General features: G+C 65.8%; 24 protein-coding genes and 1 tRNA gene. 5 read left to right on the plus strand and 20 right to left on the minus strand.

Annotated elements, in window-relative coordinates:
• Position 1: 1 nt before the first annotated feature.
• Positions 2 to 421, minus strand: a complete 420-nt coding sequence (gene arfB / locus AC2FAN_RS00055) for an alternative ribosome rescue aminoacyl-tRNA hydrolase ArfB (protein ID WP_485172266.1) — start codon at positions 419 to 421, stop codon at positions 2 to 4.
• Between the two features lie 151 nt (positions 422 to 572).
• Here arfB and mazG point away from each other — a divergent pair, with 151 nt between their 5' ends.
• Positions 573 to 1409: a nucleoside triphosphate pyrophosphohydrolase gene (gene mazG, locus AC2FAN_RS00060; RefSeq protein WP_485172267.1), complete on the plus strand. Its 837-nt coding sequence runs from the start codon at positions 573 to 575 to the stop codon at positions 1407 to 1409.
• A gap of 140 nt (positions 1410 to 1549) precedes the next feature.
• On the opposite strand, the gene hflX is transcribed toward mazG, so the two are convergent.
• From hflX to dusB, 7 genes are all read right to left on the minus strand, one after another.
• A complete protein-coding gene (gene hflX / locus AC2FAN_RS00065) occupies positions 1550 to 2935 on the minus strand; it encodes a GTPase HflX (protein ID WP_485172268.1) in 1386 nt (461 codons plus the stop codon).
• Position 2936: 1 nt separating this feature from the next.
• Positions 2937 to 3185 (minus strand): RNA chaperone Hfq, encoded by a 249-nt coding sequence (hfq, locus tag AC2FAN_RS00070; RefSeq protein WP_038365847.1) that lies wholly within the window; start codon positions 3183 to 3185, stop codon positions 2937 to 2939.
• A 203-nt stretch (positions 3186 to 3388) separates the two neighbouring features.
• Entirely contained in the window at positions 3389 to 4756 is a 1368-nt protein-coding gene (ntrX, locus tag AC2FAN_RS00075) for a nitrogen assimilation response regulator NtrX (RefSeq protein ID WP_485172269.1), read from the minus strand.
• Complete coding sequence (locus tag AC2FAN_RS00080; RefSeq protein WP_485172270.1) at positions 4753 to 7014, minus strand: sensor histidine kinase NtrY-like; 2262 nt, start codon at positions 7012 to 7014, stop codon at positions 4753 to 4755. The genes ntrX and AC2FAN_RS00080 overlap by 4 nt, the downstream gene beginning before the upstream one ends.
• Positions 7015 to 7157: 143 nt before the next feature.
• On the minus strand, positions 7158 to 8609 hold the full coding sequence (ntrC, locus tag AC2FAN_RS00085; RefSeq protein WP_265053450.1) for a nitrogen regulation protein NR(I): 1452 nt from the start codon (positions 8607 to 8609) through the stop codon (positions 7158 to 7160).
• Between the two features lie 8 nt (positions 8610 to 8617).
• Complete coding sequence (locus tag AC2FAN_RS00090) at positions 8618 to 9730, minus strand: two-component system sensor histidine kinase NtrB (protein WP_485173036.1); 1113 nt, start codon at positions 9728 to 9730, stop codon at positions 8618 to 8620.
• Between the two features lie 54 nt (positions 9731 to 9784).
• Positions 9785 to 10813 (minus strand): tRNA dihydrouridine synthase DusB, encoded by a 1029-nt coding sequence (gene dusB / locus AC2FAN_RS00095; RefSeq protein WP_485172271.1) that lies wholly within the window; start codon positions 10811 to 10813, stop codon positions 9785 to 9787.
• Positions 10814 to 10920: 107 nt separating this feature from the next.
• Between dusB and AC2FAN_RS00100 the strand changes: the two genes are divergently transcribed.
• Both AC2FAN_RS00100 and AC2FAN_RS00105 read left to right on the plus strand, forming a co-directional pair.
• A complete protein-coding gene (locus AC2FAN_RS00100; RefSeq protein ID WP_485172272.1) occupies positions 10921 to 12156 on the plus strand; it encodes a bifunctional 2-C-methyl-D-erythritol 4-phosphate cytidylyltransferase/2-C-methyl-D-erythritol 2,4-cyclodiphosphate synthase in 1236 nt (411 codons plus the stop codon).
• A gap of 4 nt (positions 12157 to 12160) precedes the next feature.
• Positions 12161 to 12649 carry a CinA family protein gene (locus AC2FAN_RS00105; RefSeq protein ID WP_485172273.1) on the plus strand — a complete coding sequence of 163 codons (489 nt, stop codon included), beginning with the start codon at positions 12161 to 12163 and terminating at the stop codon, positions 12647 to 12649.
• 260 nt (positions 12650 to 12909) lie between these two features.
• Here AC2FAN_RS00105 and AC2FAN_RS00110 read toward each other — a convergent pair whose 3' ends face one another.
• From AC2FAN_RS00110 to AC2FAN_RS00160, 11 genes are all read right to left on the minus strand, one after another.
• A complete protein-coding gene (locus AC2FAN_RS00110; protein ID WP_476804953.1) occupies positions 12910 to 13386 on the minus strand; it encodes a type II toxin-antitoxin system RatA family toxin in 477 nt (158 codons plus the stop codon).
• 12 nt (positions 13387 to 13398) lie between these two features.
• Complete coding sequence (gene lipA / locus AC2FAN_RS00115; protein WP_485172274.1) at positions 13399 to 14406, minus strand: lipoyl synthase; 1008 nt, start codon at positions 14404 to 14406, stop codon at positions 13399 to 13401.
• 101 nt (positions 14407 to 14507) lie between these two features.
• Complete coding sequence (locus AC2FAN_RS00120) at positions 14508 to 14786, minus strand: GlsB/YeaQ/YmgE family stress response membrane protein (RefSeq protein ID WP_485172275.1); 279 nt, start codon at positions 14784 to 14786, stop codon at positions 14508 to 14510.
• 67 nt (positions 14787 to 14853) lie between these two features.
• Positions 14854 to 15192, minus strand: a complete 339-nt coding sequence (locus AC2FAN_RS00125) for a GlsB/YeaQ/YmgE family stress response membrane protein (protein WP_485172276.1) — start codon at positions 15190 to 15192, stop codon at positions 14854 to 14856.
• Between the two features lie 207 nt (positions 15193 to 15399).
• Complete coding sequence (lpdA, locus tag AC2FAN_RS00130) at positions 15400 to 16839, minus strand: dihydrolipoyl dehydrogenase (RefSeq protein WP_485172277.1); 1440 nt, start codon at positions 16837 to 16839, stop codon at positions 15400 to 15402.
• A 17-nt stretch (positions 16840 to 16856) separates the two neighbouring features.
• Entirely contained in the window at positions 16857 to 18209 is a 1353-nt protein-coding gene (locus AC2FAN_RS00135; RefSeq protein ID WP_485172278.1) for a pyruvate dehydrogenase complex dihydrolipoamide acetyltransferase, read from the minus strand.
• A gap of 14 nt (positions 18210 to 18223) precedes the next feature.
• Entirely contained in the window at positions 18224 to 19633 is a 1410-nt protein-coding gene (locus AC2FAN_RS00140) for a pyruvate dehydrogenase complex E1 component subunit beta (protein WP_265053441.1), read from the minus strand.
• Between the two features lie 50 nt (positions 19634 to 19683).
• Positions 19684 to 20778, minus strand: a complete 1095-nt coding sequence (gene pdhA, locus AC2FAN_RS00145; protein WP_485172279.1) for a pyruvate dehydrogenase (acetyl-transferring) E1 component subunit alpha — start codon at positions 20776 to 20778, stop codon at positions 19684 to 19686.
• Between the two features lie 174 nt (positions 20779 to 20952).
• Positions 20953 to 21264: an FtsB family cell division protein gene (locus AC2FAN_RS00150; protein WP_265053439.1), complete on the minus strand. Its 312-nt coding sequence runs from the start codon at positions 21262 to 21264 to the stop codon at positions 20953 to 20955.
• A 69-nt stretch (positions 21265 to 21333) separates the two neighbouring features.
• Positions 21334 to 21408: transfer RNA gene (locus tag AC2FAN_RS00155), tRNA-Lys, on the minus strand.
• Positions 21409 to 21497: 89 nt separating this feature from the next.
• Positions 21498 to 22190, minus strand: coding sequence for a GntR family transcriptional regulator (locus AC2FAN_RS00160; RefSeq protein WP_485172280.1), 693 nt, complete (start codon positions 22188 to 22190; stop codon positions 21498 to 21500).
• 197 nt (positions 22191 to 22387) lie between these two features.
• Between AC2FAN_RS00160 and aroQ the strand changes: the two genes are divergently transcribed.
• Positions 22388 to 22873, plus strand: coding sequence for a type II 3-dehydroquinate dehydratase (gene aroQ, locus AC2FAN_RS00165; protein ID WP_265053421.1), 486 nt, complete (start codon positions 22388 to 22390; stop codon positions 22871 to 22873).
• 50 nt (positions 22874 to 22923) lie between these two features.
• Here aroQ and AC2FAN_RS00170 read toward each other — a convergent pair whose 3' ends face one another.
• The gene (locus tag AC2FAN_RS00170) at positions 22924 to 23589 is read right to left on the minus strand and encodes a TetR family transcriptional regulator (RefSeq protein ID WP_485172281.1); all 666 of its coding nucleotides are present in this window, start codon (positions 23587 to 23589) and stop codon (positions 22924 to 22926) included.
• Positions 23590 to 23810: 221 nt separating this feature from the next.
• On the opposite strand from AC2FAN_RS00170, the gene AC2FAN_RS00175 reads away from it, so the two are divergent.
• Positions 23811 to 24479, plus strand: coding sequence for an amino acid ABC transporter permease (locus AC2FAN_RS00175; protein WP_476804948.1), 669 nt, complete (start codon positions 23811 to 23813; stop codon positions 24477 to 24479).
• Positions 24480 to 24481 lie beyond the last annotated feature (2 nt).

The raw sequence follows: 24481 nt of genomic DNA on the forward strand, positions 1-24481 counted from the left end.
GCTAGTCGGACATCGGCTTCGATCGGCCGGCCTTGACGCCGGAGCGGCGCTCCTTGGAGGCGAGCCTGCGCTCCTTCGAGGCCTTGGTGGGCTTCGTCGCGCGCCGAACGGCCGGGCGAACTGCGGCGGCGCGGATCAGCTCCAGCAGGCGCTCGACGGCCTCTTCGCGATTGCGCTTCTGGCTGCGCTGCGCCTGGGCGACGATGATGATGACGCCGTCCTGCGTCAGCCGGCTGCCGGCGAGCTTCATCAAGCGGATCGCGACATCGTTGGGCAAATTGGGCGACTGGCGCACGTCGAAGCGGATCTGCACCGCGCTCGAGACCTTGTTGACGTGCTGGCCGCCCGGCCCCGAGGCGCGCACGAAGCTTTCCTCGATCTCGCTCTCGTCGATCGCAATGGACGGGGTGACTTGAATCATGGGAGGACGCTAGATCACGGCGCACTCGGATGGAAACATCCGAATGCGAAAAAACGTGATCGATTCTCAAAGTCGAGAGCATGGCTGCAGCGAAAGGCAGGGTTTCGCTTTTCGCTCGACGCTCTCCTTCAATTCACGGAGACATGCAGCGTTGAAGCCCTCTTGCGATATTGCCCGGCTCATCGAGATCATGGCGGCGCTGCGCACGCCCGGGACCGGCTGCCCCTGGGATCTGGAGCAGGATTTCGGCTCGATCGCGCCCTATACCATCGAGGAGGCCTATGAGGTCGCGGATGCGATCCAGCGTGGCGACAAGCTCGATCTCAAGGACGAGCTCGGAGACCTGCTGCTCCAGGTCGTCTTCCATGCGCGCATGGCCGAGGAGGAAGGTTCCTTCGCCTTTCCGGATGTGGTGGAGGCGATCACCAGCAAGCTTATCCGCCGGCACCCGCATGTCTTCGGCGATGCGCGTGACCTCTCGCCGGCTGAGGTGAAGCTGCTCTGGCACCGGATCAAGGCCGAGGAGAAGGCGGCCAAGGCGGCGGCACGCGAAGCCGCCGGCCTGTCGCCGCAAGAGGAGGACAAGAGCATCCTAGCCGGGGTGCCGCACACCCTGCCGGCCCTCTCCCGTGCCTGGAAGCTGCAGGCCCGGGCCTCGACGGTCGGCTTCGACTGGAACGACGCGCGGCTCGTGCTCGACAAGATTCGAGAGGAAACGCTGGAGATCGACGAGGCGCTCGCCGGCGGCGACAAGGCCGCGATCCAGGAGGAGATCGGCGATCTGCTCTTCGTCATCGCCAACCTCGCGCGCCATGTCGACGCCGACCCGGAAGGATGCCTCAACGCCGCCAACGCCAAGTTCGAGCGTCGCTTCAAGGGTATCGAGGAGGCGCTTGAAGCTCAGGGGCGAAACGCCAAGGACGCGACGCTCGAAGAGCTGGAGGCGCTCTGGCAGGCGGTGAAGAGGGCTGAGAAAGCGGGCGGCTGACGGGAGCGCCAAGGCCGTCATTCCCGGCGGAGCGAAGTGCAGTCTCAAGAATCTTTGGACGAGAGAGCGCCTGACCGGGGCCTCGTCCGGCGAGAGATGCTCGGGCCAAGCCCGAGCATGACGGCCTTCTGGGCCTCGCGCTATCGTCGCCGCTCGGCTTGCGGAAACCGGGCGGTGAACGCCCCTTCCCGCTCCGGCGGCAGCCGGACGATGAGCTTCAGCTCGCCATCCTCCGCATCATCGCGCTCGAGGATTTCACCATTGGCGTGAAGCCAGGCGAGCGACTTGCCGTCGCCGGGAGCGAGATTGAGCCCATAGACCGGCCTGCTATGGGCGATGCGGGTTTCGATGGCCTGCGTCAGGCGCTCGATCCCCTCGCCGGTCAGCGCCGAGACCAGGACCGGCCGTACCTCCGACGCCCGGAGCGAAGCGATGCCGAGCTGGCGTTCGCGTTCTGCCGGGTCGAGCAGATCGGCCTTGTTCCAGACCTCGATGACGCGCTGGCCGTCATCCGGGTTGATGCCGAGATCGCGCAGGATCGCCTGGACGTCGGCGGCCTGCGCCTGCGTGTCGTCATGGGCGACGTCGCGGACATGCAGCAGCACATCTGCCTCGATCGCATCCTCCAGCGTGGCGCGGAAGGCGGCGACGAGCTGCGTTGGCAGGTCGGAGATGAAGCCGACGGTATCGGACAGCATGATCCGCGCGCCATGCGGCAGCTTGATCGCGCGCGCCGTCGGGTCGAGCGTGGCGAAGAGCATGTCCTGCGCCAGCACCTCGGCCGAGGTCAGCCGGTTGAAGAGCGTGGATTTTCCCGCATTGGTGTAACCGACGAGCGCAACGATTGGATAAGGCACGCGTTTCCGGCTGGCGCGATGGAGCGAGCGGGTGCGCTTCACGCTCTCCAGATCGCGCTCGATCTTGGTCATGCGTTCCTGGATGATGCGCCGGTCCGCCTCGATCTGGGTCTCGCCGGGGCCGCCGAGGAAGCCGAAGCCGCCGCGCTGGCGCTCGAGGTGGGTCCAGGACCGCACGAGCCGGCTCTTCTGATAGTTCAGATGGGCGAGCTCGACCTGAAGCGCGCCTTCCTTGGTGCGGGCGCGGCGCCCGAAAATCTCGAGGATCAGGCCGGTGCGGTCGATGACCTTGCAGCCGAAGACCTTTTCGAGGTTGCGCTGCTGGACCGGCGACAAGGCGCAGTCCATCACGACGAGGCCGATTTCCTCGATCTTGACGCGCTCGGCCAGCTCCTCGACCTTGCCCTTGCCGATATAGGTCGCCGGCCTCAGTGCGGTGAGCAGCACCTGCACGGGCTCGACGACGGTCAGGTCGATCGCAGCCGCCAGCCCTACCGCCTCGTCCAGCCGTGCTGCGAAGGAGCGCTGGTTGGCGTCGGTGGCGACGCCTCGCTTCTGCAGATAGGGTCCGACGACATAGGCGCGCGTATTCGCCGCGATGTCGCGTTCGATCTCGTCGAGCGGCTTCGGGGCCGCCCGCTCCTTGTCGTGGTCGTGGCTTGCAGCCAAATCAGTTCTTGTCCGTTTCCTCGGGCTCGAACAGCTGCACCGGATGGCCGGGCATGATCGTCGAGATCGCATGCTTGTAAACGAGCTGCGAATGACCGTCACGCCGCAGAAGCACGCAGAAATTATCGAACCAGGTGACGACGCCCTGCAGCTTCACGCCGTTGACGAGGAAAATCGTCAGCGGAATCTTCTGCTTGCGCACGTGGTTGAGGAAGGTGTCCTGAAGGTTCTGTGCCCGCTCTGCGGCCATGGGTAGTCCCTGTTGTTGGGATCGTCGATCGGTTTACGCCCGCGATCCAGTTCGTTCCGTTCGTGCCGGCGGCGCATTCCACCAACCTCGGAACACCGATGCTCCATTAGATCGTCGAGTTCGCCTGCAACGCAAGTGCAGCAATGCCGCGTTTTTTTGCAGGTGCGTCTGCGTGGCGTGCAGATGCACCCTGCGAGAATGGCTCAGCCGACGCCGAGGGATTTGAGCTTCCGATGCAGCGCCGAGCGCTCCATGCCGATGAACTCGGCCGTCCGCGAGATGTTGCCGGAGAACCGGGCGATCTGCGCGATGAGGTATTCGCGTTCGAAGATCTCGCGCGCGTCGCGCAGCGGCAGGCTCATCAGCCTCTCGCCGCCCGAGCCGGAAGGCGTCGTCGGCACCATCGCGCCGACCTCGGCCGGCAGCATCTCGACCGTCACCTCGGAGTTGGGGTCGCCCTTGGTCAGGATCATCAGCCGCTCGACGTTGTTGCGCAGCTCACGGACGTTGCCCGGCCATTCATGCGATTGCAGCACCGCCATCGCGTCCGAGCCGATCCGGCGCTTGGGCAGGCCGCTGGCGATGGAGATCTGGTCCATGAAGAACTCGATCAGCTCCGGCACGTCCTCGCGCCGCTCCGAGAGCGGCGGCACCCGGATCGGCACGACGCTGAGGCGGTGATAGAGGTCCTCGCGGAAGTGCCCGTCGCTTATGAGTTGCGCCAGGTCACGGCTCGACGAGGAGATGATGCGGACGTCGACATGGACCCGCGTCGCGCCGCCGACACGCTGGAAGTTCTGGTCGACCAGCACGCGCAAGATGCGGTTCTGCGTCTCGCGCGGCATGTCGCCGATTTCGTCGATATAGAGCGAGCCGCCATGCGCTTCCTCGAGCGCGCCGATCCGGCGCGAACGGCCATCGCCGCCCTCGACGCCGAAAAGCTCCTCCTCCATCGTCTCGGGGGTGATCGTCGCCGCGTTGATGACGACGAAGGGCCCGCTCGTGCGCGTCGAAGCCTCGTGCAGCGTCCGCGCCGTCAGTTCCTTGCCGCAGCCCGGCTCGCCGGTGATGAGGACGCGGGCATTGGTCGGCGCGACGCGCTCTATCGTCTGGCGAAGCTGGTTCACCACTGTCGTGCGCCCGACGATGCGGTTGGCCTGAACAGAGCGGGTCTTGAGGTCCCTCACCTCGCGGCGCAGCCGCGACGCTTCGAGCGCCCGCTCGGCGACGAGAACGAGCCGGTCGGCCTTGAACGGCTTTTCGATGAAGTCGTAGGCGCCGCTCTTGATCGCGGAGACGGCGGTCTCGATGTTGCCGTGGCCGGAGATCATCACCACGGCGAGATCCGGGTGGCCCTCCTTGATCAGCTCCAGCACCTGCAGGCCGTCGAGGCGGCTGCCCTGCAGCCAGATGTCCAGAAAGACGAGATTCGGCCGGCGCGCCGCGATCGCGGCGAGCGCCTCGTCGGCGGAGCCCGCCTTGCGGGTGCGGTAGCCTTCATCCTCGAGAAGGCCGGCGACCAGATCGCGGATATCGACTTCGTCGTCCACTACCAGGATGTCAGCGCTCATAAGCGTATCCCATCATTCGAATCAGGAGCGACCGGGCCGGAGCCCGGCTGGGCGGCCTCATCGCCGCCATCGGCCTCGGAAGAAGGGCCCGTTTCAGGGAACCAGAGGCGAATGCGGGCGCCCCTCGTTCCGCTGGAGGCATCCGGACGGTCGAGCAGTTCGATGCCGCCGCCATGGTCCTCCAGAATCTTGCCGACGATGGCGAGGCCGAGACCGGTCCCGCCCTCGCGCGTCGTCATGTAGGGCTCCAGCAGCTTCTGGCGCTGGTCGGCGGGCAGCCCCTTGCCGTTGTCGATGACCTCGATGACGATCCGCCCGTCGTCGCGCCGTTCCAGCCGAACGTCGATATGCCCCCGGCCGCGTTCCTCGGCGGGCACGGCTTCGATCGCCTCCGTCGCGTTCTTGATGACGTTGGTCAGCGCCTGCGAGAGCAGGCGGCGGTCGAACTGCGCCGGAACCGCCTCTGCCGGCAGGCTTTCCTCGATCGTCATTTCCGGATTGCCGACCCGCCAGAGGAAGACGATCTGCCTGACGGTTTCGACGATGTCCTCGCGCGTCAACGAGGGTTTGGGCATGCGGGCGAAGGAGGAGAATTCGTCGACCATGCGCCGGATATCCTCGACCTGGCGCACGATCGTGTCGGTGCACTGGTCGAACACGTCCTTGCCCTCGGTGATGACGCGGCCGAACCGGCGCTTGATGCGCTCGGCCGAGAGCTGGATCGGCGTCAGCGGGTTCTTGATCTCATGGGCGATGCGCCGGGCGACGTCGGCCCAGGCGGCCGTGCGCTGCGCGGAGACCAGATCGGTGATGTCGTCGAGCGTGACGACGAGCCCAGCGCCGCTCCCCTCGCCTTCGCGGGCGGCGCGAATGTTGACCATGCGGTCCTGGCCGCCGCGCGTGAGCGTGGCTTGCCCGGAAATCTGCCGCTGCCGACCCTGGAGCGCCTCGGCAACGAAGGACGCCACTTCCGGAGCGATCTCCGCGATCGGCTTGCCGAGCAGGCGGCCGCCGGTGCCGAGCAAGGTCTCGGCCGAGCGGTTGATCGTCGTGACATGGCCATCGCCGTCGAGGCTGAGCACGCCTGACGAGACGCCGGACAGCACCGTCTCGGTGAAGCGCCGTCGCTTGTCGATGACCTCGCTCGCCGTCACCAGGCTGTCGCGCTGGCGACGGAGCTCCGCCGTCATCTTGTTGAAGGTCTCGCCGAGATGGGCGAGATCGCCCTCGGATCTTCGGATCGGGACCTGGACGTAGAAATTGCCGCTGGAGACCTGATCGGTCGCGTGAATCATTCGTCGGATCGGAGCGACGAGGCCGTTGGCGAAGCTCAGGCCCAGCCAGATCGCCGAGAGCAGCAGGATCAGTGCTATCAGGCCGTACATCGAGGCGAAGGCGACCTGGACACCCTTGCGGCGGGCGTCGATCGACAGATACTCGACGGCCGCGCCACGAGCGACGGCCGGAAACTCCACGGCCAGCGGATCGACCTCGCGCGCGATGTGCAGGAAGCTGTTCTCGTAGGCCGGCAGCTTCATCACCGCACCGAAGACCCGCCCAGCGCGAGGTATCACGCAGATCGGCTCCGGCGCCGACTGGGCATCGTCGAAGGCGGCCTGATCGGGTTTGGGCGCATCGCGCAGCACGTCGATACTCGCGCGTACGATCACTTTGTCCGGCGGCTGCATGATCGCGGCGACGGGGACGCCGAGCGCGGTGGCGCGTGACGTCAGAAACGTCTCGAACCACTTGCGGTCGACATCGAAGGCGGGCTTGGCGCGCGTCAGATCATCGGCGAGCACGCGGATTTCGCGGCCCAGCGAGCGGCACTGGCTGGCAGCGTAGGCGTCGGCGACCTCGACCGATTTGAAGATCGCGTCGCGCATCCGGTCCGAGAACCAGGGCTCCAGGCCGCGCTCGATGGTGAAGGTCGCGATAATGGCGACGAGGACGGCCGGGAGCGCGGCGATGATGCTGAACAGGCCGACGATCCGCACATGCAGCCCGGCGGCCGCGGCCCCTGCCTTTCGCGCGCGGATCAGGACAGCCGCTTCGAAGGCGACGATCACCATCAACGCCAGAATCAACAGCGCATTGAGAACGAAGACCGCGATGACGACTTCGTGGACCGGCGCGATCGGCGTGGCGCCCGAGAGGACGAGGAAGGTGAGCAACGCCGAGACCAGCGCCAGCAGGACGACGATCCCGCCGATCCAGCCGGAAACGCGGCGGGATTTCTCCTCACCGCGCGGCATCATTCTGGCTTCAGTTACGGAAGCGGACACGTGTTCTGACAACTCCGATGCGGCGCTGCCGAAACATGGCATCGCCTACGGGCGCAACTGATGCGCCGCCGCAACGGTGTTGTCAAAATATGACATGGGCAAGGCGGGGCCGCGGCTCAGCGCGGCGAGCGGACCACCTGCATGTCGAGCTCCCGAATCTTCTTGCGGAGCGTATTGCGGTTGAGGCCCAGCAGTTCGGCCGCCCTGATCTGATTGCCGCGGGTCGCGGCCAGCGCGGCGGCGATCAGCGGTGGCTCGATCTCGCGGAGAATGCGGTGATAAAGGCCGGGCGGCGGGATATTGTCACCGAAGCCGCCGAAATACTGGCCGAGATGGCGCTCGACCGAACCTGACAGCGTCTCGGCGCGCTCGGGAGCGGCCGGACTTCCGGCGTAGCCCGATCCGGAGGCGGCCGGCTGCAACTCGGCCTCGACGATCGGGGCGGTGATCGTCTCCTGAGGATAAAGCGCTGCCAGGCGGCGAACCAGGTTCTCCAACTCGCGGACGTTGCCCGGCCAGCGATAGCGCCGCATCACGTCCATCGCTTCCGAATCGACCTGCTTGCGCGGCAGCCCCTCCTTCTCGACGAGCGAGAAGAAGTGGCGAACCAGATCCGGAATGTCCTCCACCCGCTCGCGCAGCGGCGGCAGGCGGATCGGCACGACGTTGAGCCGGAAGAACAGATCCTCGCGGAACAGGCCCTGCGCGATCGAGATCCGCAGATCCTTGTTGGTCGCGGCGATGATGCGGACATTGGTCTTGATCGGCGTACGCCCGCCGACGGTCGTGTACTCGCCCTGCTGGAGAACACGCAGCAGCCGGGTCTGCGCCTCCATCGGCATGTCGCCGATCTCGTCGAGGAAGAGCGTGCCGCCCTCCGCCTGCTCGAAGCGGCCGGAAGAGCGCGTCAGGGCGCCGGTGAAGGCACCCTTCTCATGGCCGAACAGCTCCGATTCGATCAGGTCCTTCGGGATCGCGGCCATGTTGATCGCGACGAAGGGGCCGTTCTTGCGCTTGCCGTAGTCGTGGAGCGCCCGAGCCACAAGCTCCTTGCCGGTGCCCGACTCGCCGTTGATCATCACGGTCAGATCGATCGGCATCAGCCGGGCCAGCGCGCGATAGACATCCTGCATCGCCGGCGAGCGGCCGATCAGCGGAATGTCCTCGGGCTCGGCGGCGTGGCTGCGGGCAGCCTCGCCGCGTGGACGCGACAAGGCGCGGCCGACGATGGCGACGAGCTCCTTCAGATCGAAAGGCTTCGGCAGATATTCGTAGGCGCCGCGCTCGGAAGCCTTGATCGCGGTCATGAAGGTGTTCTGCGCGCTCATGACGATGATCGGCAGCTCGGGCCGCACGCGCTTGATGCGCGGCAGCAGGTCGAAGGCATTGCCGTCCGGCATCACGACATCGGTGATGATCAGGTCGCCCAGCCCTTGGGCGGCCCAGGTCCACAATGTCGCCGCCTGCCCGGTTGTGCGGACTTCATAGCCGGCCCTGGCGAGCGCCTGATTCAGGACGGTGCGGATCGCGGCGTCGTCGTCGGCGACGAGGATGTTCCCGGTCGGCATGTGTTCGATTAGGCCTTGCGTTGACTGCCGTGACCCAGCTGGTGCAGCGGCAGAAGGATCCTGAATTGCGTACGACGAGGGACGGACTCGCATTCGACGATTCCGCCGTGATCGCCGATCACCTTGGCAACGAGTGCAAGTCCAAGGCCACTTCCCTGTGCCTTGGTGGTCACGAAGGGATCGAACAGGTGCTGGACGAGGTCCGGCGGCACGCCGGAACCGTTGTCGCGGATGACGATTTCGAGCGGCAGCGCGATCCGTTCGGTCGATCCCGGAACCTGCATGCGAATGCCCGGGCGATAAGCCGTCGTCAGCGTGATCTCGCCGTCGATCGCATATTCGCCAATGGCTTCGGCGGCATTCTTCACCAGATTGAGCAGAACCTGGACGAGTTGGTCGCGATTGCCGGCTACCGGCGGCAGCGACGGATCATAGACCTCCGAGAAGCGGATGTGCCGGGCGAAGCCCGATTGCGCCAGGCGCTTCACGTGATCGAGCACGTCGTGGACGTTGACGGGGTCGCGCTCGCTGGGGCGCTCGTCGCCGAAGAGCTCGACGCGTTCGACCAGCTTCACGATGCGATCGGTCTCGTCGCAGATGAGCTGGGTCAGCATCCGGTCCGAATCCGAGATCGAGCCTTCGAGCAGCTGGGCCGCCCCTCGAATGCCCGAGAGCGGGTTCTTGATCTCATGGGCCAACATAGCGCCGAGCGCCGTGATCGAGCGGGCTGCTCCTCTATGCGTCAATTGCCTGTCCATTTTTTCGGCAATTGTCCGTTCTTGCAGCATCACTACGACCGCATCGCCCTGGCTGGGCAAGGGAGAGGCAAAAACATCGACGATGCGATCAATACCGAGGCGTGGCGAGCCGAGGTCGAGGCGGTACTCGCTGACGCTGGCGCCGCGGCGCTGCACATCCTCGATCAGCCCCAGCACGGGAGAGCCGAAGGCGATGAGATCGTCGATGCGTTGTCGCTTCAGGACGGCCGCGCTCGACTGGAAGAAATCCTCGGCCGCCGTGTTCGCGTAAATCACGATATGGCCTTCGCCGATCACCAGGACCGGCATGGGCAGAACATTCAGCGCCTGAACCTCGATGGGATCGAGGAGGTAGGTGCTCATGCTCCCGAGCCCCTTGTCGGCAAACATCGCCGTCATCGGCTCTTCCTTTCCATCTCAGGCCGCTTCGCGGCTGCGTTCGGTCGAAAACAACCCCGTCAGCGCCCCGAGGACCTGACGAGGGTCTTCCGAGGTGAGCAGCGTGCGCCGCCGCTCGGGATCGGGCGCGCAGCCCTCGGCCATCGCCTCGTCGGCATAGGCGGCGAGGTGCTTGCGGGCATGGCGCACGCCATGGGCCGGTCCCATCAAGGCCAGCAGGCCCTCATAGTGCTCGCATGCCACGGCGAGCTTCTCCGCCAATGAGAGCGGTGCGAGCGTGCGATCATCGAGTGCGGCGCCGATCTCGCCGACCAGCCAGGGCCGGCCGAGTGCCGCTCGCCCGATCATCACGAAATCGGCACCCGATTGCGCCAGGCAGGCTCTGGCATCGGCCGCGTCGTGAATATCGCCATTGGCCACCAGCGGAAAATCTCCCGCCGCGCGGACTGCTTCGATCGCCCGCCAATCCGCCTTGCCCTTGTAGAACTGCTGGCGGGTCCGGCCGTGGACCGTGATCATCCGCGCGCCGGCAACGACGGCGCGGCGCGCGAGTTCCGGCGCGTTGCGTGACGCATCGTCCCAGCCCAGCCGCATCTTCACCGTCACCGGCACCTTCACGGCCGAGACCGCCGCCTCGACCAGCGTCACCGCGTGATCGAGGTCGCGCATCAGCGCCGAACCGGCCCAGCCGCCCGTCACCTTCTTCGCCGGGCAGCCCATGTTGATGTCGACGATATCAGCGCCATTGGCCTCGGCGAGCCGGGCCGCCTCGCCCAGCCAATGCGGATCGCAGCCGGCAAGCTGGACGACATGCGGCGAGACACCTGCGCCCTCGGCGCGGATGCGCGCTTCCTCGCTGCCGCGCACGAATTCGTCCGACGCCACCATTTCCGAAACCACGATCCCGGCATGGCGGCGTGCGGCGAGCCGGCGCATGACGATGTCGGTCACGCCGGACATCGGCGCCAGGAAGGCGCGGGATTCAATGGGAATTCCAGCGATGTTCAAACTGTTCAGCCTGCTTTTGAGGCAATCGAGATTATGCATATTTATTGGACAATGCTGCAGGAGCGCAAGTGCTTACAGCTTAATGGTGCAATGCAGCGAAAATACACCCCCTGCCCTCAGCCGTTGGAATTGGCTATGGCTGCCGCATGAACAGCCACTACGCCGAACCTCGCTCCTTGCCAGAGCCCGCTCACTCGCCCGCTCCGGTGGCCGCTTTGCTCGTCGCGGCCGGACGCGGGCTGCGCGCGGGTAGAGGCGCGCCGAAGCAATATCGGCTCGTCGATGGCCATCCTGTCCTGGCCCGCGCCCTTGCCCCGTTCCTGGCCGAGCCGGCGATCAGCCGCGTGGTGGTGGTGATCGGAGAAGGTGACGACGTGCTCTATGCCGATGCCGTCGCAGGTATCGACGACATCAGGCTCGCGGCGCCGACCCCGGGCGGCACGACACGGCAGGATTCGGTTCGGCGCGGATTACGCGCGCTCGCACGCGACGGCTTCGACGGCATCGTGCTGGTCCATGACGCCGCCCGCCCCTTCGTCTCTCTGGCGCTGATCGGCGCGGCGATTAGAAAGCTCGGTGACGTGGGCATGGCCGCCATTCCGGCGCTGCCGGTGACGGACACGGTCAAGCGCACGGACGACAGCGGCCATGTCGCCGAGACCCCGCCGCGCGATCAGCTTGTCACCGTCCAGACGCCACAAGCTTTTCGCTTCAAGCCTCTCCTTGAGGCGCATGAGGCGGCGGAGGCGGCCGCGCTGCATGGCTTCACCGATGATGCGGCCCTGATGGAATGGGCCGGCCACCCCGTCGCAACGTTCACGGGTGATCCGGCGAACATCAAGCTGACCCATGCCGAGGATTTCCGCCGCGCCAATGCCCGGCCAGGCGAGGTTCTGGTGACCCGTGTCGGCACCGGCTACGACGTTCATGCCTTCGGCCCGGGCGACCATGTCTGGCTGGGCGGCGTCAGGATCGCCCATGACCAGGGTGTCGTCGCTCATTCCGATGGCGACGTGGCGCTCCATGCCCTGACCGACGCCTTGCTGGGCGCGCTCGCCGATGGCGATATCGGCACGCATTTCCCGCCGAGCGATCCGCAATGGCGCGGCGCTGCCTCGGCGCAATTCCTCGCCTTCGCGGCGAGCCGAGTGGGCGAGCGCGGCGGGCGCATCGACCATCTCGACCTCACGATCGTTTGCGAGGCCCCCAAGGTCGGGCCGCACCGCGACGCCATCCGCTTGGCGATCGCAACCGCAGCCGGCATCCCGGTGGAGAAGGTCGCGATCAAGGCCACGACGTCGGAGCGCATGGGCTTTACCGGCCGGCGCGAGGGGCTCGCGGCGCTGGCGACGGCGACCATTCGATTGCCCGAAGCGGAGTAGCGCGATGTTCGACGCCGAGATCACCACGCTGTCGGAAACCGTGCTGGCGATGTGCCGCGAAGCGGGGCTCAGGATCGGAACCATCGAATCCTGCACCGGAGGTCTGGTCGCGGGGGCGCTCACCGCGATTCCCGGCTCGTCCGATGTCGTGAATGGCGGATTGGTCACCTATTCCAATGCGGCCAAGGCGGCACTCGCCAACGTGGCGGCCGAACTCATCCACGCCCATGGCGCCGTCAGTGAACCCGTGGCACGCGCCATGGCGGAAGGCGGGCGCGCCAGGCTGGCAGCCGACCTCGCGGTCGCCATCACCGGCGTGGCGGGCCCGGGCGGCGGGACAGCACGCAAGCCGGTCGGCCTCGTCCATTTCGCTTGCGCTTCAGCGACCGGGACCGCGCATCGCGAGATGCGGTTCGGCAACCTGTCGCGCGACGACATCCGGCGGCTTTCCGTGGTCGTCGCGCTCGAAATGCTGCGAGACGCCGCAGCTTGATCGCATTCAGCGGGAGAGCCGACACCAGATCGCGCTGACGATGTCGGCATCGTCACCACGCCATGGGGCGTGTAGTGACACGCTGTCATTCCGGGGCATCGCGTCAGCGATGAGCCCGGAACCCAGAACCGATGCGCTCGATCGTGAAAACTGCGGGGAAGAGACCGCTTCATGACGGACGGCATCGGTTCTGGGTTCCGGGCTCGGCCTTTCAGGCCGCCCCGGAATGACGGTGCGCTTCCGTATCAAGACAGCAGGCTCTAAAGCCCTGTCACCGCTTTCGCGTCGGTTCGGCCGTAGACGAGATCGGCGCGCTTCTCGAAGGCTTCCGAGAATTTGCGGAAGGCCTTGTCGAACATCGCGCCCATCAGGATGCCGAGCATGCGGCTGGCGAACTCGTAGGAAATGAAGAAGCCGACCTCGCAGCCGGCGCCATGCGGCTTGAAGGCCCAGCGGTTCTCCAGATGGCGGAAAGGCCCATCGACATATTCGACGAGGATCTTGAGGTTCGCCGGATCGAGCGTGACGCGGCTGGTGAAGGTCTCGCGGATCGCCTTGTAGCCGACGCTCATATCGGCCAGCAGCACCTCGCCGCCGCCTTCGCGCGGCGTACGGCGCCGCACGGTCAGCCCTTCGCAGAGCGGAAGGAACTGGGGGTATTTTTCGACATCGGCGACGAGCGCGAACATCTGCTCGGGCGAATGCCTCACCCGGCGGGTGCTGTTGAACATCGGCATTGAGCGGCGCCGCTACTGACCCAGCCGCGCTGCGCGGGCCGCGCGCAGCCGCGCGAAATCCTCGCCGGCATGGTGCGAGGAGCGGGTCAGCGGCGTCGAGGAGACCATCAGGAAGCCCTTCGCGAACGCGATGGTCTCGAAGCTCTTGAACTCGTCGGGCGTGACGAAGCGGATCACCGCATGGTGCTTGCGCGACGGCGCCAGATACTGGCCGATGGTCATGAAGTCGACCTCGGCCGAACGCAGGTCGTCCATCAGCTGGAGAACCTCGTTCCGCTCCTCGCCGAGGCCGACCATGATGCCGGACTTGGTGAAGATGGTGGGGTCGAGCTCCTTCACCCGCTGCAGCAGCCGCAGCGAATGAAAATAACGCGCGCCCGGCCGCACCTTCAGGTACTTGCCCGGTACGGTTTCGAGGTTGTGGTTGAAGACGTCGGGCTTGGCCGCGACGACGACTTCGAGCGCGCCCGGCTTGCGCAGGAAGTCCGGCGTCAGGATCTCGATGGTCGTGCCGGGCGAGGCCTTGCGGATAGCGCGGATCACCTGGGCGAAATGCTCGGCGCCGCCGTCCTTGAGGTCGTCGCGGTCGACCGAGGTGATCACGACATGCTCGAGACCGAGCTTGGCGACGGCATCCGCGACCTTGCGCGGCTCCTCCAGATCGAGCGGCTGCGGCACGCCGGTCTTGACGTTGCAGAAGGCACAGGCGCGCGTGCAGGTGTCGCCCATGATCATGAAGGTGGCGTGCTTCTTCTCCCAGCACTCGCCGATATTCGGGCAGCCGGCCTCCTCGCAGACCGTTACCAGCTTCTCGGCCTTCACGATGGCCTTGGTCTCTGCCCATTTGGGCGAGCCGGGAGCCTTCACGCGAATCCAGTCCGGCTTGCGCAGAACCGGGTTCTCCGGGCGCTTCTGCTTCTCCGGATGGCGCACCTCGGCCGCAAGCTGGCGTGTGTCGGCCTTCGGATTGCCGGCGTTGGGCCGGGGATCGCGGTTCAGCAGATCGAGTACAAGCGCCATATCGGGGTCCGGGCTTCGACAGCAGGAGCCGGCAGAACCGGCTCCCTCCTAGCTAATCTTCAAAGAGCGCTCCCGCAACTGCTGGGCTGCGCAGGGCGGCCTCAACCGCGGCGGCGGGCGGCATTCCAGATCACGATGACGATGATGGCGCCGGCGACGGCAGCCGTCAGCGTGCGCCAGAAGCCGAAGACCGGAATTTCCATGAGTTCCGCCACCTTGGCGCCCACGAAGGAGCCGGCGACGCCGACGAGCATGTTGGTGAAAAGGCCGTGGTCGGATGAGGTCAGGCGCTCGGCGATCCAGCCGGCGAGAAGGCCGATGAAGAGCGTCATGAAGAAGCCGTAGCCCGGCTGGGCCATGGTGGCGGCAAAGCTTTCCATAGAAGACATCCCCCTGGCCATGCGCAGATGCGCGCCTTCATACCGTAACGATTGCAGCAGGTTCCGGCTAGGCGATGAAGCGGGCCAGCAGGATGACGAGGATCGCGCCGAGCACCGCCATGCCGGCATCGTCGAGGAAGCCGTAGCCGGTTCTCAGCCGCCAGCCGGTCAGCCGTGCGATACCCTGCCCCACCAGCATGCCGAGGATGCCCACGACCGCATGCCGGACCAGCCCGCCCCCGCCCACGATCAGGCTGGCGACGAAGCCGGTGACGGTGCCGAACGCGACGGTGGGGACGACGACGCGCCAGTCGAGCGCGAGGTCACGACGCGGCGGGAGAATCTCGACCTCCTCCTCGCGGACGACACGGTCGGGCTTGGGCGATTTGCGGGTGCGTGGCGGCATGGGCACAATATGAGACCGGGCGCGCCGCCCGCCAAGCTCCAGCGACTGGAACATAGGCCGTCACTCTCGGGCGGAGCGAAGCGCAGACCCGAGAATCTCTTGCGGAAGGAGGCTCAGCCGCCATCTCGTCACGAGATCCTCGGGGCAAGCCCCAGCATGACGCGCTATTGTCCAAGGCGACAGCCGCGCCCCGGGGAGAGCAGAGCCTCAGGCGTTCAGCACCTTGCCGTAGGCGTCCAGCACGCTCTCCTTCATCACTTCCGACAGGGTCGGATGCGGGAAGATGGTGTGCATCAGCTCTTCCTCGGTCGTCTCGAGGTTCATCGCGACGACGAAGCCCTGGATCAGCTCGGTGACTTCCGGGCCCACCAGATGCGCGCCAAGGAGCTTGCCGGTCTTGGCGTCGAAGATCGTCTTCGCCAGGCCTGAATCCTCGCCCAGCGCAACGGCCTTGCCGTTGGCGACGAAGTTGAAGCGCCCGACCTTGATCTCATGGCCGGCGGCCTTGGCCTTCGCCTCCGTCAGGCCGACGCTGGCGATCTGCGGGTGGCAATAGGTGCAGCCCGGGATCATCAGCTTGTCCATCGGGTGCGGGTGCAAACCCTTGATCGCCTCGACGCAGATCACTGCCTCGTGCTCGGCCTTGTGGGCCAGCATCGGCGGGCCGGCGACGTCGCCGATGGCGTAGATGCCCTTGACGTTGGTCCGGCAGACATCGTCGATGACGATGCAGCCGCGATCGGTCTTCACGCCGAGCGCTTCCAAACCGATGTTCTCGATATTGCCGACGACGCCGACGGCCGAGATCATGCGATCGGCAGTGATGGTCTGCTTGCCGCCCTTCTCGTCCTCGATATGGGCGGTGACGGAGTCGGCTGATTTCTCGACCTTGGTGACCTTCGCGCCGGTCAGGATCTTCATGCCCTGCTTCTCGAAGGCCTTTCGTGCGAAGGCGCCGATCTCGGCATCCTCCACGGGAACGACCTGCGGCAGCACTTCGACCACCGTCACCTCGACGCCCATCGTCCGGTAGAACGACGCGAACTCGATGCCGATGGCGCCGGAGCCCATCACCAGCAGTGACTTCGGCATCTTGGCCGGGACCATCGACTCGAAATAGGTCCAGATCAGCTTGCCGTCGGGCTCGAGGCCGGGCAGCGCGCGCGGCCGGGCGCCGGTCGCGACGATGATGTGGTCGGCGGTGTAGGTGCCCTCGCCCTTGGCGCCCTTCGGCACCGGCCCTTGCGGCTGCATCGCCGGCTTCTTGGTCGGGGCGACGGCGATGGTGCCGGGCTTGGTCAACTTGGCCTCGCCCCAGATCACATCGACCTTGTTCTTCTTCATCAGGAACTGGACGCCGTTGTTCATCCGCACGGCGATGCCGCGAGAGCGCTTCACGACGGCATCGAGATCGGCCTTGAACGAGCCTTCCAGCACGAGCCCGTAATCCTTGGCGTGCTGGCCGTAATGCAGGATCTCGGCAGAGCGCAGCAGCGCCTTGGTGGGGATGCAGCCCCAGTTCGAGCAGATGCCGGCGAGGTGCTCGCGCTCGACGATCGCGGTCCTGAAGCCGAGCTGCGCGGCGCGGATCGCGGCGATATAGCCGCCGGGGCCGGAGCCGATGATGATGACGTCGTAGTCAGCCATGGTGTGTCTCCCGCCGCTCAGACCAGCATCGCCATGGGCTTTTCGATATAGCCCTTGAACGCCGCAAGAAGCTCTGCGCCGAGCGCGCCGTCGACCGCGCGGTGATCGGTCGAGAGCGTCACCGACATCACCGTCGCGACGGCGGGCTGGCCGCCCTTCACGACGACGCGCTGCTCGCCGGCTCCGACCGCGAGGATCGTCGCATGCGGCGGGTTGACGATCGCGGCGAAGTCCTTGACGCCGAACATTCCGAGGTTCGAGACCGCCGTGGTGCCGCCCTGATACTCCTCGGGCTTGAGCTTGCGGGCCTTGGCTCGCGCCGCCATGTCCTTCATCTCGTTGGAGATCTGCGACAGCGTCTTGTGGCAGGCGTCGCGGATGATCGGCGTGATCAGGCCGCCGGGGATCGAAACCGCAACGCCGACATCGGCGTGCTTGTGCTTGAGCATGGTGTTGTCGGTCCAGGAGACGTTCGCGTCCGGCACGGCCTTGAGCGCCAGCGCCAGCGCCTTGATGACCATGTCGTTGACCGAGAGCTTGTAGGCGGGCTTGCCGTCCTTCTCCGGCGCGGCGGCGTTGAGCTCGGCGCGCAGCTTCAGCAACGCGTCCAGTTCGCAGTCGACCGTGACGTAGAAATGCGGAACCGTCTGCTTGGCTTCGGTCAGGCGGCGCGCGATGGTCTTGCGCATGCCGTCATGCGGGACTTCCTCATAGGAGCCCGGCGCGAACAGCTTCTTGACCTGCTCGTCGGAGGGGCCGGCCGCAAGCGGTGCGGCAGCAGGCTTCTGAGCGGATGGCGCACTTGTCTGGGGGACAGATGTGCTTGCAGCCTTGGCGCCGCCGCCCTTCTTCGCAGCCTCGACGTCCTTCTCGACGATGCGGCCATGCGGGCCGGAGCCGGCGATGGCGGCGAGGTCTAGCCCTGCGTCCTTGGCGATGCGGCGTGCCAGCGGCGAGGCGAAGGAGCGGCTGCCGTCGGATTTCGCCGGCGCGGATGCGGCGGGAGCCTCGGCCGCCTTGGCGGGGGCAGCGGCCGGGGGGGCTTCAGCCTTCGCAGGCTCGGCCTTGGGGGCTTCCGCCTTCGGAGCGTCACCCTTGGCGGGGGCCGAGACGCTCTTGGCGTCCTCGCCCTCGCCGGCGATCACGCCGATGATCTCATTGACGGCGACATCGGCCGTGCCCTCCGGCACCACGATCCTGGCGAGGATGCCCTCGTCGACCGCCTCGACCTCCATGGTGGCCTTGTCGGTCTCGATCTCGGCGATGATGTCGCCGGACTTGATCGTGTCGCCTTCCTTCTTCAGCCACTTGGCGAGATTGCCCTTCTCCATCGTGGGAGAGAGCGCGGGCATCAGGATGTTCGTCGGCATCGGTCAGCCCTCTCTCAGCGATAGCAGACGGCCTTGGCCGCCGCGACGACCTCGCCGATGTTCGGAAGCGCGAGCTTCTCGAGGTTCGCCGCGTAAGGCATCGGCACGTCCTTGCCGGTGACGCGGATGACGGGCGCGTCGAGATAGTCGAAGGCCGCCTCCATGATCTTCATGCCGATCTCGGCGGTGACGCCGGACTGCGGGAAGCCCTCCTCCACCGCGACGCAGCGATTGGTCTTCTGCACGGATGCGACGACCGTCTCGATATCCATCGGGCGGATGGTGCGGAGATCGATGACCTCGGCCTCGATGCCTTCCTTGGCCAGCGCCTCGGCGGCACCGAGCGCATAGGTCATGCCGATGCCGAAGGAGACGATGGTTACGTCCGTTCCGGAGCGGACCACCTTGGCCTTGCCGATCGGGATCAGGAAGTCGTCGCCCTTCGGTACGTCGAAGGACTTGCCGTACATGATCTCGTTTTCGAGGAAGATCACCGGGTTGGGGTCGCGGATCGCGCTCTTCAGCAGGCCCTTCGCGTCGGAGGCGCTGTAGGGCACTACGACCTTGAGACCGGGTACGTTCGAATACCAGGCGGCATAGTCGTGGCTGTGCTGGGCGCCGACGCGTGCCGCCGCGCCGTTCGGTCCGCGGAACACGATCGGTGCGCCCATCTGGCCGCCGGACATGTAGAGCGTCTTGGCGGCGGAGTTGATGATGTGGTCGATCGCCTGCATGGCGAAGTTGAAGGTCATGAACTCGACGATCGGCCTCAGACCGGACAACGCGGCGCCGACGCCGATGCCGGCGAAGCCATGCTCGGTGATCGGCGTATCGATGACGCGCTTAGCCCCGAACTCCTGCAGCAGGCCCTGGGTTACCTTGTAGGCGCCCTGATATTCCGCGACCTCCTCGCCCATCACGAAGACATCGCCGTCACGGCGCATCTCCTCGGCCATCGCGTCGCGCAGCGCCTCGCGGACCGTCTGGCTGACGATCTCGGCGCCGGCCGGGAATTCGGAAGAGGCATCATAGGCCTTGGCCTGGGCCGGCACCGTGTCGGGCTTGCTGGCCGCCGGCACATCCTCTGTCTTCGCCTCGGGCTTGGCTTCCGCCTTGGGCTCCGGCGCCTTCTCGGGAGCCGCGGCCTTGCCGCCGCCGCTCGCAGCCGCGCTGACATCTTCGCCCTCGGCCGCGATCACGCCGATCGGCGTGTTGACCGCGACGTTCTCGGTGCCGTCGGCGACGAGGATCTTGGCGAGGATGCCCTCATCGACCGCCTCGACCTCCATGGTCGCCTTGTCGGTCTCGATCTCGGCGATGATGTCGCCGGACTTGACCTGATCGCCCTCTTTTTTCAGCCACTTGGCCAGTTTTCCTTCCTCCATGGTGGGGGAAAGGGCAGGCATGAGAATGTCGATCGGCATGAACGCACCCGGATTCTGAGACGCGGGGAAAGGACGAGGCGGGCGCGGGCTCAGCCCTGCGCCGGCTCCAGCAGGATGTCGGTGTAGAGCTCCGACGGATCGGGCTCGGGATCATGCGTCGCGAACTCGGCCGCGTCGTTGACGATCTCGCGGACCTTCGCATCCACCGCCTTCAGCTCGTCCTCGCCGATCTGGAAATCGCGGACGAGGCGCGCCCTCACCTGCTCGATCGGATCATGCTCCTCGCGCATGCGCTGGACCTCGTCCTTGGAGCGGTATTTCGCCGGGTCCGACATCGAGTGGCCGCGATAGCGATAGGTCTGCATCTCCAGGATGTAGGGCCCCTTGCCGGAGCGGGCGTGCTCGATCGCACGCTGTCCGGCCTCGCGGACGGCGCGGACGTCCATGCCGTCGACCTGCTCGCCGGGGATGCCGAAGGAGACGCCGCGGCGGGAGAAATCCGTCTGGGCTGAGGCGCGGCTCACCGCGGTGCCCATGGCATAGCGGTTGTTCTCGATGATGAAGATGACCGGCAGCTTCCAGAGCTGGGCCATGTTGAAGCTTTCGTAGACCTGGCCCTGGTTGGCGGCGCCGTCGCCGAAATAGGTCATCGATACCGTGTTGTCGCCACGGTACCAGTCGGCGAAGGCCAGGCCCGCGCCGAGGGAGACCTGCGCGCCGACGATGCCGTGGCCGCCGTAGAAGTTCTTCTCACGCGAGAACATGTGCATGGAGCCGCCCTTGCCGCGCGAATAGCCGCCGCGCCGGCCGGTCAGCTCTGCCATCACGCCGCGCGATTCCATGCCGCAGGCCAGCATGTGGCCGTGGTCGCGGTAGCCGGTGATGACTTGGTCGCCGTCCTTGGAGGCCATCTGCATGCCGATGACGACGGCTTCCTGGCCGATATAGAGATGGCAGAAGCCGCCGATCAGCCCCATGCCGTACATCTGGCCGGCTTTTTCCTCGAAGCGCCGGATCAGCAGCATCTCGCGATAGGCGTGGAGGTCTTCTTCCTTGGTGAAGGTCGGCGCGTTGCTGAGGGCGGAGGTCTTTCCCGCTCCTTCCTTGGCGGCTCTTGCCTTTGCCGGCTTCGCGGCGGCTTTCGGTTGAGCGGGAGCTTTCGACTTACGCGCAGCAACAGCCATCAGGCGGCCCTCCAAGATCGTTCGACCTTTGTTGTAGAGGATCGCAAAAACCTTGGCGAGGACGCTATCTCGCAATGCAGCATGATCTAACTCGTTGAAAAAACGAGAAACTCCATGTGTAACCTGTTTTCAGTTAATCGATACGTCTGGGACTATGTGCCGTATCGTTAGAGCTCAGCGGCCCATGATGACGACGTCGTTCTTATGGGTGCGGCCGAGGGTGCTGCGCGCGTTCTCTTCCAGCAGGTCGCGGTCCACGGCCTCGTCCCGCACGAGGGCGAGCCGATGCTCCCAGGATTTGCGCTCGGTCACAAGCGCGGCGAGCTCGGCCTCCATGTCGCGCAGCGATTCCCTGACGGCGCCTCGTGCTTCGAGGCCGCGAGCGCCGTGCTGCGCATGGAACATGAAATACGCGACGGCCGCTCCCGACACGAGATAGAGCGCCAATGTCACGAAGATGGAGCGGAGGCCGCGGCGGATAACCATGGCACCACGCTACGGAGGCTTGGTTTCCGACCGGTTAACGCGCGGCGCGAAGCGAGACGTCTGCTGCATTGGTGAGCGGGGTGGGGATCGAACCCACGACCACATGATTAAAAGTCACGTGCTCTACCACTGAGCTACCCGCCCTCACCGAGGCGCTCACATACGGAGCCATGTGGCCCGGGTCAACTCGCTCGATGAAGAAGTCTCCATTCGGGCACTGCGTGGCCGGTCCGTCAATCCAGAAGGCCTCGCTCGAAGGCGACGTCGATGCAGCCATGGATATGGCCGTGCAGGAGCCGCTGCCCCTCGGTGGCGTCGCGGCGCAGCGCGCAGTCGAGCAAGGCGCGGTGCTCGCCGATCGAGGCTGGCCCCCAGAAGATGAAGAACACCATCTGGTAGCGCAGATAGCGCTCGTAGATCCCGGCATGGAGATCGAGCAGCGCCTTCGAGCCGCAGGCGGACACCAGCGCCTGATGGAATTCGAAATCGTACCGCTTCCATTGCTGCGTGCCGGAATCGTCGCCCGCGAGCAGCCGCTCCTCCATGCGGGCCAGCTTGTGATGGGCGGCGACGACGCGCCCTTCCCACTCCATGTCGCCTGCGGCGAAGGATTGCGCGAGGGCATGGCTCTCGATCAGCAGGCGGAGATCGGCAAGCTCCTTGAGGTCGCTGGTCGAGCATGGCGCGACCTGAAAGCCACGCTGCCCTTCGGCGACGACGAGCCCCTCCGGAGTCAGGCGGTTCAAGATCTCGCGCAAGGTGCTGATTCCGACGCCATAGACGGAGCGCAGCTTGTCCAGCGTCAGCCTCTGGCCCGGCTGCAGGCGGCCGAACACGATGTCCTGCCGGATCCGCTCATAGGCCTGCTCGCCCGTCGAGAGCGCGGCGACGTCATCGCCGCCGATATCGAGTGCTGCTTCCGTCATTCCGCCTCGCATCGCCTTGTCTGGTTGAAGATAGGCCGCCCTGCCGCGCCGACCAACAGGAAAAGCTGGTCTTTCATAAATTAGCTGATGATTCAAAAATTATCAGTTGATCTGCGATCGAGCCTCGATAAGATCGTCCGCATAAGAAGTGGACGGGAGCCATGGGTTCCGTTCCAGATCAGTCCCGGGAGGACGCGATGTCGGCAAGCGAGAAGCCGGCCGGACACGCTGGCGAACAGCGTGGGCGCGGCTGCATCTACATTCTGAACGGGCCGAACCTGAACCTGCTCGGGCAGCGCGAGCCGGCGGTCTATGGCACCACCACGCTGGCGCAGATCGGCGAGCGCTGCGAGGCGAAGGCGAAGGCGCTCGGCTTCACGGTGGATTTTCGCCAGACCAATTTCGAGGGTGAGCTGGTCGAGAGCGTGCACCAGGCGCGCCAGGAGGCCTGCGGGATCATCATCAACCCGGCCGGCTACAGCTTCACCTCGGTTGCCCTGCTCGATGCGCTCAAGATGTTCGAGCGCCCCAAGATCGAGCTGCACATCTCGAACGTGCATGCACGGGAGAGCATCTACCACAACTCGCTGGTCTCACGGACCGCGACGGGGATCATCATCGGGCTCGGCGCCGCGGGCTACGAGATCGCGATCCAGGCGATGGCCGGCATGGTGGAAGGCTGATGATGACATCAGCCGCCGACAGCCGGATCGCCGGCATGGGACGGCGGCTCTCAGCGGCGCAGCGTGCGCAGCACGGTGTCGATCGCCGCGGCCCTTCGGCGCGCCAGCGCCTCGGGCGCACCCATGTCGTGTCCAAAGACCTGCTGGATGCTGGCCCGGTTCGAGACGTTGTAGAAGGCGAGCGCGCTGATCGTCAGATGGATATCGATCGCCTCGATCCCGGCCCGGAACGTGCCGTCCGATACGCCACGCTTGTAAGCCTCGCGGATCATGTCGATCGCAGAGAGATTGAGCGTGGAGATCCGGTCGGAGGTGGCGAGGTGCCGGGCGTGATGGATGTTCTCGATCATCACCATCCGGACGAAATCCGGGTTCTCGGCGTGGTAGTCGAAGGTGAAGCCGGTGAGCAGGGCGATCGCCTCCTCCGGCCTCAGATTGGCAAGGTCGAGGCTGCGTTCGAAGCGCCGGATGCGCTCGTACATCTCCTCGAGGACGGCGCGATAGAGCCCCTCCTTGTCGCCGAAATAGTAGTAGATCATCCGCTTGCTGGTGGCGGTCTTGGCCGCGATCTCGTCGACGCGCGCGCCGCTGAGCCCGTTCTCGACGAACTCCACTCGCGCCGCTTCGAGGATGCTGCGGCGCACGCCTTCCGGGTCCTGGGTCCAGGACGCCGCCTTGCGGCTCGGCTTCTGCGGTGTGGTCGCTGCTTTGCTCATATTCCACCAGAGCCCATGCGGCCCCACTTGCCGGCGACGATGCCCAATTGGACAGGCCGGTTAATTTCGCTTGACCAAATGAACTAACTGGTACATTTAGCATGATGTGGGCACCGCGCAAGCTGGTGCGTTGCAGACAAGGCCCTCGACAAGAAGGGCCGCGAGGACAGACGGGACCCGGATCGACCCCATCGAGAAGGTCGGCCGCTCAGGGAAGCGCCATGAACTACAAGCTCGACTTCGCCCCGGTGATCGAGGGGTTGCCCGATCTGCTGATGGGCTGCCTCGGCACCTTCCTGCTCGCGCTTTGCGGCATGGCTCTCGCCATCGTCATCGGCATCGGCGGCGTGATCCTGCGCGACTCGCGCTTCGCCCCGGTACGCTGGCTGGTGAAGGCCTTCGTCGAGGTGATCCGCAACACACCCTTCCTGGTGCAGATCTTCTTCATCTATTTCGCGCTGCCGCTGGCGGGCCTGCGGCTCGACCCGACACCGACCGCGATCATCGCGCTCGGCATCAATGGCGGTGCCTATGCCATCGAGATCATCCGCGGCGGCGTGCAGTCGATCAGCAAGGGGCAGATCGAGGCTGGCCTCGCGCTCGGCCTGCATAAGGCGCAGGTCTTCCGGCTGATCGTGCTGAAGCCGGCGTTGCGCGCGATCTTTCCTTCGCTCACCAGCCAGTTCGTGCTGCTGACGTTGACGACCAGCGTGGCTTCGGCCATCTCGGCCTATGAGCTGACCTCGGTGGCGCAGCGGATCGAGTCCAACAGTTTCCGCTCCTTCGAGGTCTACGGCACGATCACGCTGTTCTACCTCGTGATTTCCTGGGTGATGATGCGCTTCTTCGCGCAGGTCTCCGCCCGCTACTTCAGCTATCCGGTGAAGTGAGG

Source organism: Allobosea sp. RIT-PG3_2 (assembly GCF_057321085.1).

Coding starts and splice junctions, on each gene's coding strand:
- AC2FAN_RS00090 (WP_485173036.1), bottom strand. CDS start 9,730: ATGAGCACCTACCTCCTCGATCCCATCGAGGTTCAGGCGCTGAATGTT.
- AC2FAN_RS00150 (WP_265053439.1), bottom strand. CDS start 21,264: ATGGTTATCCGCCGCGGCCTCCGCTCCATCTTCGTGACATTGGCGCTC.
- AC2FAN_RS00140 (WP_265053441.1), bottom strand. CDS start 19,633: ATGCCGATCGACATTCTCATGCCTGCCCTTTCCCCCACCATGGAGGAA.
- AC2FAN_RS00120 (WP_485172275.1), bottom strand. CDS start 14,786: ATGGAAAGCTTTGCCGCCACCATGGCCCAGCCGGGCTACGGCTTCTTC.
- lpdA (WP_485172277.1), bottom strand. CDS start 16,839: ATGGCTGACTACGACGTCATCATCATCGGCTCCGGCCCCGGCGGCTAT.
- lipA (WP_485172274.1), bottom strand. CDS start 14,406: ATGGCGCTTGTACTCGATCTGCTGAACCGCGATCCCCGGCCCAACGCC.
- AC2FAN_RS00175 (WP_476804948.1), top strand. CDS start 23,811: ATGAACTACAAGCTCGACTTCGCCCCGGTGATCGAGGGGTTGCCCGAT.
- AC2FAN_RS00110 (WP_476804953.1), bottom strand. CDS start 13,386: ATGCCGATGTTCAACAGCACCCGCCGGGTGAGGCATTCGCCCGAGCAG.
- AC2FAN_RS00100 (WP_485172272.1), top strand. CDS start 10,921: ATGAACAGCCACTACGCCGAACCTCGCTCCTTGCCAGAGCCCGCTCAC.
- AC2FAN_RS00105 (WP_485172273.1), top strand. CDS start 12,161: ATGTTCGACGCCGAGATCACCACGCTGTCGGAAACCGTGCTGGCGATG.
- AC2FAN_RS00125 (WP_485172276.1), bottom strand. CDS start 15,192: ATGCCGCCACGCACCCGCAAATCGCCCAAGCCCGACCGTGTCGTCCGC.
- dusB (WP_485172271.1), bottom strand. CDS start 10,813: ATGCATAATCTCGATTGCCTCAAAAGCAGGCTGAACAGTTTGAACATC.
- pdhA (WP_485172279.1), bottom strand. CDS start 20,778: ATGGCTGTTGCTGCGCGTAAGTCGAAAGCTCCCGCTCAACCGAAAGCC.
- aroQ (WP_265053421.1), top strand. CDS start 22,388: ATGTCGGCAAGCGAGAAGCCGGCCGGACACGCTGGCGAACAGCGTGGG.
- AC2FAN_RS00170 (WP_485172281.1), bottom strand. CDS start 23,589: ATGAGCAAAGCAGCGACCACACCGCAGAAGCCGAGCCGCAAGGCGGCG.
- AC2FAN_RS00135 (WP_485172278.1), bottom strand. CDS start 18,209: ATGCCGACGAACATCCTGATGCCCGCGCTCTCTCCCACGATGGAGAAG.
- AC2FAN_RS00080 (WP_485172270.1), bottom strand. CDS start 7,014: ATGATGCCGCGCGGTGAGGAGAAATCCCGCCGCGTTTCCGGCTGGATC.
- arfB (WP_485172266.1), bottom strand. CDS start 421: ATGATTCAAGTCACCCCGTCCATTGCGATCGACGAGAGCGAGATCGAG.
- AC2FAN_RS00160 (WP_485172280.1), bottom strand. CDS start 22,190: ATGACGGAAGCAGCACTCGATATCGGCGGCGATGACGTCGCCGCGCTC.
- ntrC (WP_265053450.1), bottom strand. CDS start 8,609: ATGCCGACCGGGAACATCCTCGTCGCCGACGACGACGCCGCGATCCGC.
- hfq (WP_038365847.1), bottom strand. CDS start 3,185: ATGGCCGCAGAGCGGGCACAGAACCTTCAGGACACCTTCCTCAACCAC.
- ntrX (WP_485172269.1), bottom strand. CDS start 4,756: ATGAGCGCTGACATCCTGGTAGTGGACGACGAAGTCGATATCCGCGAT.